At 64.4% G+C, this 9,020-nt stretch carries 6 protein-coding genes; 2 read left to right on the top strand and 4 right to left on the bottom strand.

Annotated elements, in window-relative coordinates; all coding sequences use genetic code 11:
* Positions 1-91: 91 nt before the first annotated feature.
* The 3 genes from FBY03_RS21775 to FBY03_RS21765 are packed head-to-tail and all read right to left on the bottom strand — an operon-like array spanning position 92 to position 3,852.
* Entirely contained in the window at positions 92-586 is a 495-nt protein-coding gene (locus FBY03_RS21775; protein ID WP_147174435.1) for a hypothetical protein, read from the bottom strand.
* A 29-nt stretch (positions 587-615) separates the two neighbouring features.
* Positions 616-1,608 (bottom strand): SCO family protein, encoded by a 993-nt coding sequence (locus tag FBY03_RS21770; protein ID WP_147174434.1) that lies wholly within the window; start codon positions 1,606-1,608, stop codon positions 616-618.
* A gap of 9 nt (positions 1,609-1,617) precedes the next feature.
* Positions 1,618-3,852, bottom strand: a complete 2,235-nt coding sequence (locus tag FBY03_RS21765) for a multicopper oxidase family protein (RefSeq protein ID WP_147174433.1) — start codon at positions 3,850-3,852, stop codon at positions 1,618-1,620.
* Positions 3,853-4,399: 547 nt separating this feature from the next.
* Here FBY03_RS21765 and FBY03_RS21760 point away from each other — a divergent pair.
* Positions 4,400-5,275 carry an AraC family transcriptional regulator gene (locus tag FBY03_RS21760; protein WP_147174432.1) on the top strand — a complete coding sequence of 292 codons (876 nt, stop codon included), beginning with the start codon at positions 4,400-4,402 and terminating at the stop codon, positions 5,273-5,275.
* Between the two features lie 170 nt (positions 5,276-5,445).
* On the top strand, positions 5,446-8,091 hold the full coding sequence (locus tag FBY03_RS21755; protein ID WP_147174431.1) for a DEAD/DEAH box helicase: 2,646 nt from the start codon (positions 5,446-5,448) through the stop codon (positions 8,089-8,091).
* Between the two features lie 255 nt (positions 8,092-8,346).
* Here FBY03_RS21755 and FBY03_RS21750 read toward each other — a convergent pair whose 3' ends face one another.
* Positions 8,347-8,850: a phosphate-starvation-inducible protein PsiE gene (locus tag FBY03_RS21750; protein WP_147174430.1), complete on the bottom strand. Its 504-nt coding sequence runs from the start codon at positions 8,848-8,850 to the stop codon at positions 8,347-8,349.
* Positions 8,851-9,020 lie beyond the last annotated feature (170 nt).

Here is a 9,020-nt window from a genome sequence, read left to right as displayed (position 1 = left end):
ACCAGCTCAGCCTTCGGTCGGCCTGTTCTCATAGCCCCGCCTCCGCCCCTCAATACACTCGATTAATAGTAGTTATTTGAGGGACGGAACACTAGAAGGTGGGGGTGGAGAGGTTGGCCGTGACTGCCCGCAGTTGGCCTTGGTCAACGTCGAAGGTCAACTGGAAGGACGCCAGCACCGGCACCGCCGTCTTGGTCGCGCTGACTTTCAGCGGAGTGATGGGGAAGGTCAGTTCCACCAGGTCAGTGGCGCGCAACTCCCGGACCACGCGGTTCTCGCCATGGGCGAAATAAGTAGTGTGGCTCTTGCGCCCGACACCGATCACCGCAATGAAGTCGATCAGTAGAACCACCCCCGGTGGCCCACCCAGGTCGGGGTCGCTGAAGGTAGTGCTGTTGATCCGCGCCAACCCCTTGAGGGCGATGTCCTCGGTTTCTCCGACCAGGGTGCCGGCGATAGGAACTATGAGCTGGGCTGCCCGGCGCGGGAACAGGGGGCGGGCGGTGGTGCTGCCCGAAACCGCGCTAGTCAGCAGCCCGGCAAATGCCAGCAGGGCCGCTGGGATTCTCCTTCGTGCGATATTCATCATTGCCTCCTCGACTCCGTGCGGAGTCGCTAGGTGCCTTGGCTGTCATGGCTGGGCAGGGCCTTTGGCGGCTGGGAATCCGCCTGGCCGGCTGGGCCTGCCCCCTGGTTATCCAGATAGCGGATCAGTGCCTCCAAGTCTTCGTCACCCAGATACAGGTTGGGCATTCGCACCTGGTTGTACCTGGCGAATAGCTCCAGGGCGGTGGGGTCTTTGTGCTCCAGCATCTGCTCGGGCGCCTTGATGAAGCGCCGCAGCCAGTCGTTGCTGCGCCGACTGGTGACGCCGCGCAGGTCCGGTCCCAGCGCTTCCCCCTGGCCTATGGTGTGGCAGGCCGCGCAGGTTTTGCGGAACAGGTAGCGGCCCGCGTCCAGGTTGTCGATCGGCTTGGCGGTCGCGTAACTCTCGCCCAAGGCGCCACGCTGGTTCTGCCAGCCCAGGAGGAAGGAGCTGAGCTTGGTCGCCAGGAAGCGCGGGTTGTCCAGGGTGGACTGGCGCATCCACTGGCCGGTGGGCTCGTTGCCGACCATCAGGCTGGTGAGGTGGCCATCCGGGTCTTCGGCATCGGTGCTGGACCAGAGGCCCAGCTTCTTCTGCGCCAGGCGGATGTCGTCCGGCTTCCCGGTGAGGAACAGCCAGCCTGGGGCGGCATGGAATTTTTCCGCGTAGGCCTTCAGCACGTCCGGCGTATCGTGCTCAGGGTCGATACTGATGGAGTAGAAGTGGATGTCTTGACCCGCCTGATCGCCCAGCAGCCGCTGGACCCGGGCCAGATTGGCGGTGCTAAGGGGGCAACTGTCCGGGCAGGAGGTGAAGATCATGTTGATCGCCACCAACTTGCCCTTGAGCAGGTCCTCATACAGGTGCACCGTTCTGCCGTCCTGAGTGGTCAGCGGCACATCAGGGAAGTAATCGCCCCCCCAGGGTTGCGCGGCCAGGGTGGGGCCGCCGGGCAGCAGAACAGCGCCGCCCGCCAGCAGCACCCAGGCCACCAGTCTGCTCGCCCAGCTGATTCGGCCCATGGCGCCCTCCTATTTCAATGCCGTCGGCAGGACATCGGTCGGCGAAACGAAGGTAACGCCCTGAGGCGTCGGGATTGGGGTCGGCAGCGGCCTCAGAAAGGCGCCGCCCCCGTCGTCGATTTCCCAGCGCAGCAGCATGGCGTTGTCTTCGTGGGTGGTGTTGTGGCAGTGCTCCATGAACATCCCGCCGAAATCCCGGAACTGCAGGCTGATAGTGACGCTGCCACCCGGATGCAGCCGGTAGACATCCTTGCGACCACGCTCCCAGGCTGGGACGTTGCTCAGTTTGCCGTCGCGGGCAAGGATCTGGCCCTCCTCGAAATGGATGTGGATGGGGTGGTCCCAGCCACCGCCGCCGTTCTTCAGCGTCCAGATCTCGCGGGTGCCGAAGCGCGGGGCCGCCGAGATGCGGCCGAAATCGGCGGCAAGCGTGTCGCCGCCATTGGTCTTGATACCCCAGGGGCCGAAGAAGGTCGAGACAGGATCGTTGGTGGTTCGCTTGGCGCCACGGCCGAACTCGAAGGTCCGTTGCGCCGCCACAGGTATCTTCGACAGGTTTGGGTTCTGGCAGAGGATGGCGGGCACCTGGCTCAGGTCCGGCTTACTGGGGTTGCGGGCGATGCGAAACTCCAGGAAGCGGCCGACGCAGGGGTCCTCCGTCTTACCGGACAGCGCATCGCGCAGCGAGAGGTCTTCCTTGGGCCTGCGGCCGTTCTCGTGTTCGGCGAGGTTGACCATCCAGACCCTGTCCCCGACCCGATAGCGGGAGAAGTCGATGACGATATCGAAGCGTTCTGCGATGCCCATCTCGTCCAGCGCGGTGAGCACCACCGGACTCGGCAGCAGGTTGCCGTCGTTGGCGATCATGATCATGGGCGACGCATCGCTCAGGGCAATCTTGAAGAACCGTGCGACAGCCGCGTTGAGGATGCGGAAGCGGTACTTGCGCCGCTCGACCTCGAAATAGGGCTTGTAGGCGAGGTTCACGGTCATCGCGTCGCCGAGGAAACCATCGAAGTCGAAGATGTTCATCGCCAACTGCCCGTCCTGGTCCCAGGCCTTGTCCGCGATCATCAGATTCACGTCGTAGTCGAGGTTGGCAAAGGCTTTGTCCGTGCCGCTGGGTAGCCGCAGGTTCGCCCCGTCGTCGATCTCTTCGTTGCCGCGGTCGATGCTGCTGTAGATGTTGAACATCCCGGCGTTGCCTTTGTATACGTTCTGCGCGGTGAAGCTGAACATGTGGTCGTGGAACCAGTGGGTGCTCATGGTCTCGTGGTAGTCGCCTGGGACATTGTCGATGCCACCGGCGTCGTTCGGGCTTCCGCACTGGGGGTCCGTGGCGTCTTGGTTGACGCTGTAGTAGCCGCCATGGACGATCGGGTAGTGGTAGTCATAAAACTGGCCGGGGTAGAAATAGGCCCCGGTGAAGCCATCATTTTCCGCCCCGTGGTGCCCGTTATGTTCATGGGTGGTAAGGGTGTGAATCCCGAAGCCGCCGTTTTGCGTGGGGTCGGCGGGTAGGCGGTTGTGATGCCGGAAGAGGATGGCCTCATGGTACCGGCCGATCAGCAACTTGGGTGGCAGGGTTCCGTTGAACGTCCAGAACGCAAGTGGCCCTTGGTCAGGCAGGTCCGGATGGAAGGTCGGACGGAAATATGCCGATGGAACGATGCCGGAGTTGAGGCTCGACGGCACGCCGGGGTTGTAGACGGTGTTGCCCTTGGCACCTTCCTGAGTGACTTCTACCACTACTCTGGGGAAAAAGGCGTTCCATTGCTGGTGGGCCCAGATGGGGCCTGGGGGGCGGCCCTCGATGGGGCCGGTGCGTCCACCCAGTACGGCGGGTACAGGCTGTTGGGTGGTATTCGCCTGTTCCGTCGGGTCGGGGCCGCGTTTACCGGGAAACGCCGGAATTGGGTCCATTACCCCTTTACCGGGCATATAGGCCTTGCGTGGCAACACGTCGAAGCGCGGCATGGGTTGAGTGAAGGGCCGGACGCCGAACAACGGGCTGGGTGGCAACCCGGTCGGGATATCGAATTTATCGGCGTAGGCACTGCTGGGGAAGGGACTCAGTCCATGAACCGGGGCCAGCAGTCCACCGGACGTTACCAAGCCCCATTTGATGAAGTCGCGTCGTGTGACTTCGCCATTGGCGAGGGCTGTCGCCAACTCCGCAAAATTCCGTCTCGCAATATCCGCCTCCCTGAGTCGCGCCTTGGACGCATCTCCTGGCAGGTACATGTGCGCCTCCTCGCTATCGCCTCCCCTCCTCCAGCAAACCCCGCGATGCGTCTAGCATGTAGGGGAATACCTTTCGGCTGATTAGGGGCCGAAAGAATGAGAATGCGGCGCTTCTGCAGGGTTTCCGCGAGACAACGACCTGACACAGAGCCACGATCACACGTGGCCCCGACCAAGAGCCTTTGCAAGAAAGGAGAAACCTTCGACGCCTGTACCCTCCCTAACCAAGGTGTAGTATCAGCACCTATTGCTGTCAATCGGCCATCCCCGCCATTACTACCCCCACTCAGACTCGGGCTCACGAAGCTAGATGAAGTAGAGGAAGCCCATTTCATTGCTCATTGAATAGGCCTCAGCTTCGTGGGCACTTTCGACTGCCCGTTTTTGGCCGCGATCTGCCCCCATCGCCAACCCAAGCCTGGCCGATTCAACAGCAACCCACTTGGCAACTGCTGCCGTCCCACTTGCCCAATCTTGCGCTTTTCTGCCCTGCGGGGCTGGCAGCTGGGCGCGCTCGGCGTAGCATGTCGGGGTCAAGGGGACGCCTATGTCGCAACTCGAACAGCTGCAGGTTTTTCAGAGCATGAACAGCTCGCCGCACGCGCGCCTGCAACGCAGCGCCGAGCTGGGCGATGGGCTGGTCGCGGCGTTGTGGAGCAACCGGGACGACCGCCGTGACTACCAGGCGCCGACCCACCACACCCTGTCCTGCTACCTGGCGGGCGGCACCGGCACCTTTCGCCGCGAGCGGCCGAGCAGCAAGGGTGCACCGGACAAACTCTGCGTGCTGCCGGCCGGGCACCAATCGGCCTGGGTGATCGACGGCGAGATCCATCTGGCGCACCTGTACATCGGCGAGGAACAGTTCGCCGAGGGCGCGATCCGTCTGCTCGACCGCGAACCGCGGGAACTGCAACTGCGCGAAAGCACCTTCCTCGACGACCCGCAGCAGGCCCTGCGCTTCCGCCAACTGTGTCGGCTCGATTGGCAGGAACCCGGCGAACGCCTGCTGACCAGCAGCCTGGCCCACGACCTGCTCGACCATGCGCTGTTGTCCCAGGTCGGCCGCCGCGAGGGCCTGCGTTTGAGCGGTGGCCTGGCGCCCACGCAACGCCGCCGCCTGCGCGATTTTATCGAGGCGCACCTCAGCGAGCCGCTCAGTCTGGGGCATCTGGCTGGTCTCTGCGCGCTGTCCGAGTACCATTTCGCGCGGATGTTTCACCTGAGTTTCGGCATGCCACCGCACCGTTACCTGCTCAGCCGCCGCCTGGCGCGGGCGCAAGCGCTGCTGCGCCAGACCGGCCAACCCTTGGGCGAGATTGCCCTGGCCTGCGGCTTTGCCAGCGCCAGTCACTTCAGCAATCGCTTTCGCCAGGCCTTCGCCGCCACGCCGGGGCAGTACCGCCTGGCGTTCGCCGGCTGAGCCACGGCCCCAGGCCTCACTCGGCCCCGGCACTACGCCCGGCAACTGGCGGGCCGCAGCAGCAGCCAACGCCCTGCTAATCCACGCCCAGCTGTGCCAAAATTGTCGGCTTCCCACAGCTTCGGCGGCGCCATGTCCAGACTCCATCGCTCGCACCCGGGGCTCGCCCGATGAGCCTGGATATCCTGCACCTGCACCAGGCCGACTGGCGTGCCGAGTTCGGCAGCGGCGACTTCACGCGCGGCGTCGGCTATGCCGAACAACGGCGCAGCACCCTGCTCAGCCTCAAGGACCATATCCTGACAGCCAGCTGCCAGGGCTCGGCGGCGCAGGTCTATCGGCAGCGCATCACCCTGCAGCCTTATGGCCAGGGCTGGGGCGTGAGCGGTCGCTGCAACTGTCCGGTGGGCTTCAACTGCAAGCATGTGGTCGCGGCCCTGCTGACCCTGGAGGCCCAGCAGCACTCGGGGGCCGACCTCAGCGCGCTGATAGTGCCGAGCAAGGATGCCGTCGAGCAGCGTGTAGAGGGCCTGCAGCCGCAACCGCTGCTGACCCTCGGCAGCCATGTGCGGGTGCATTTCGATGCGCGCAAGGGGCGCATGCACGAACAGACCCAGCATCGCGCCGCCCTGGCCTTCGACTATCAGGGCCAGCGCACCTTCGGCAAGCCGGCCAAGGACCTGCTGGTGCGCCAGAGTCCAGCGCTGAGCCTGCGCATCATCCGCGATGGCGCCAGCGAAGCCGCCCTGCGTAAACGCCTGGAAGACACCGGCTTGCAGGTCGCCCTGCGGCAGAGCGAGGCGCTGCCCGAACACGCCGGCGAACCCTTCGAGCTGAGCCACGACAGCGCCTGGCTGAAGTTCGTCCAGGAGCAGCTGCCGCGTCTGCGTGACGAGGGCTGGCAGATTCACATGCAGGCGGATTTCCAGTTCAACCTGGCGCAGGTGGACGACTGGTACGCCGAGGTCGAGGAGGCGCCGGAGCTCGACTGGTTCGAGCTGGAGCTGGGCATCGAAGTCGAGGGCCAGCGCATCAGCCTGCTGCCGATTCTGTTGCAGGCGATTCGCCGCACGCCCTGGCTGCTCAACGGCGAGGCCCTGAACAAGCGGGCGGATGACGAGGTGATGCTGGTCAACCTGCCGCAGAGCACGCGGCGTATCGCCCTGCCCTTCGCCCGTTTGAAGCCGCTGCTGGCGACCCTCGGCGAGTTGTTTCTGCGCGAGCCGGGCGAGTCCAGTCAGCGCCTGCGCCTACCGCGCGCCGACGCCGCGCGCCTGAGCGAGCTGGAGCAGGGGCCGGCGCTGAGCTGGCAAGGCGGCGCGCCCCTGCGCGAGTTCGCCCAGCGCCTGCATACTTTGCCGGCGCAAAGCATCCAGGCACCCGAGGGTTTGCGCGCCGAACTGCGTCCTTATCAGCTGCACGGTGTGGCCTGGATGCAGGCACTCGGCGAGTTGCAGGTCGGCGGCGTGCTGGCCGACGACATGGGCCTGGGCAAGACCCTGCAAACCCTGGCGCATATCCTCGGCGAGAAGCACGCCGGGCGCCTGCAGCACCCGGCGCTGATCGTCATGCCCACCAGCCTGATTCCCAACTGGCAGGACGAAGCCGCGCGCTTCGCCCCGCAGCTCAAGGTGCTGGCCCTGTACGGGCCGAAACGCCGCAGCCAGTTCAAGCTGATCGGCGAGCACGACATCATCCTCAGCACCTATGCCCTGCTGCCGCGCGACCTCAAGGCGCTGACCGCACAGCCCTTCCAGCTGCTGATTCTCGATGAGGCGCAGAATATCAAGAACCCGCGCAGCAAGGCGGCGCTGGCCGCCGGACAGATTCAGGCGCGACAGCGCCTGTGCCTGACCGGTACGCCGCTGGAAAACCACCTGGGCGAGCTGTGGGCACTGTTCAACTTCCTCATGCCCGGCTGGCTCGGCGACAGCAAAGGCTTCACCCGCGACTACCGCACGCCGATCGAGAAGCAGGGCAACGAGCAGCGCCTGGCGCATCTGCGCGGGCGGATCAAACCCTTCATACTACGGCGCAACAAGGAACAGGTGGCCCCCGAGCTGCCGCCGAAAACCGAGATCACCCACTGGGTCGAGCTGAGCGCCGACCAGCGCGACCGTTACGAGACCCTGCGCCTGGCCATGGACCAGAAAGTCCGGGCGGAAATCGCCCGCCAAGGCCTGGCGCGCAGCCAGATCGTCATCCTCGAGGCCCTGTTGCGTCTGCGCCAGGCCTGCTGCGACCTGCGCCTGCTCGACGATGGCAATGACCCTAACCCTGCCACGCTGAGCAGCCATGATTCGGGCAAGCTCAGCGCCCTGCTGGAGATGCTCGAAGAGCTGTTCGCCGAGGGTCGCCGGGTGCTGCTGTTTTCCCAGTTCACCTCGATGCTGGCGTTGATCGAGGTCGAACTGCAGAAACGTCAGATCGACTATGCCAAGCTCACCGGCAGCACCCAGGATCGGCGTACGCCGGTGGCGCAGTTCCAGAGCGGCGAACTGCCGATCTTCCTGATCAGCCTGAAAGCCGGCGGCGCCGGCTTGAACCTCACCGCCGCCGATACGGTGATCCACTTCGACCCCTGGTGGAACCCGGCCGCCGAGGCCCAGGCCAGCGACCGTGCCTACCGCATCGGCCAGGACAAGCCGGTGTTCGTCTACAAGCTGATCGCCCGTGGCAGCGTGGAAGAGAAAATCCAGCAGTTGCAGCAGGCCAAAGCCAACCTGGCCCGCGGGGTACTGGAAGGCGCCAGCCAGGGGCAATGGCAACTCAACGAGGATGACCTGCAGGACCTGTTCGCGCCCCTGCCCCACTGACAGCTTAAGTAGCCCGGATGCAATCCGGGGTTGGGCTGACAGACTTCCCGGATTGCATCCGGGCTACGCGCCGGCACCAATCGTTGCCCTGCACCCGCCCTGTAGGAGCCAGCTTGCTGGCGATGCTTGGCAATTGTGCTGAGCACCGGCGACGGATCGCCAGCGAGCTGGCTCCTACGCTTGGGGACTCAATCGATGCCAGGATGAAATCTGGGAAAACACCTAATCCAGCTCGGACTGCATCGGCTTGTGCAGTTAATCGTCACCGCGAACGTCGTCCTTCTCCGCCGCCTCATCGGCCGGGTTGCGCCGCCGACGCGGACCGTCGGCCTGTACCGAGGGGTACTTGGCGGAGGCGAAGCGCACCACCAAAATCGACAGCGCCAGCAACAGGATGGCCCCGGAAATCATCACCACGCCCCAGTCCGGGCGATTATGGTGCGAGACATCGGCAATCAGCAGGCGAGTCAGTGCGGTGATCGCCACGTAAATCAGGAAGCGGATCGGCATGTGGTTGGTCTTGAAGTAAATCCCGACCATCGCCCCCAGTTCCAGGTAGATGAACAGCAAGAGGATGTCATCGACCGTGATATGGCCCTTGTCGATCATCCCGAGAAACGCCACCACCGCCGCCCAGGCGGTGACCGCGCCGATGGCGAACAACGCCAGGTAGTGAAAGGCTTCGACCAGAAGATTGCCCAGCGACTCGGACAACCCATGCATCTGTTCGCGCAGGCGTTCGGCCCAATTGATACTCACTCGTTGCGCTCCTTAAAGACTGCAAAGTGCCTACGCCGCGATGATCCATCGCCGGCGTGACAATTAGCCTATGCAGGAACAAGACCACTCCGAGCGGGTAGCACACTCGCCCACGCGAGCAGGTACGTCAGCGCGCGCAAAGAAAGACGCGACCGCCATGGTAGGCCCAG

This window comes from Pseudomonas sp. SJZ079 (assembly GCF_007993865.1).
Classification (GTDB): domain Bacteria; phylum Pseudomonadota; class Gammaproteobacteria; order Pseudomonadales; family Pseudomonadaceae; genus Aquipseudomonas.
This window is presented reverse-complemented; position numbering and strand designations above follow the sequence as displayed.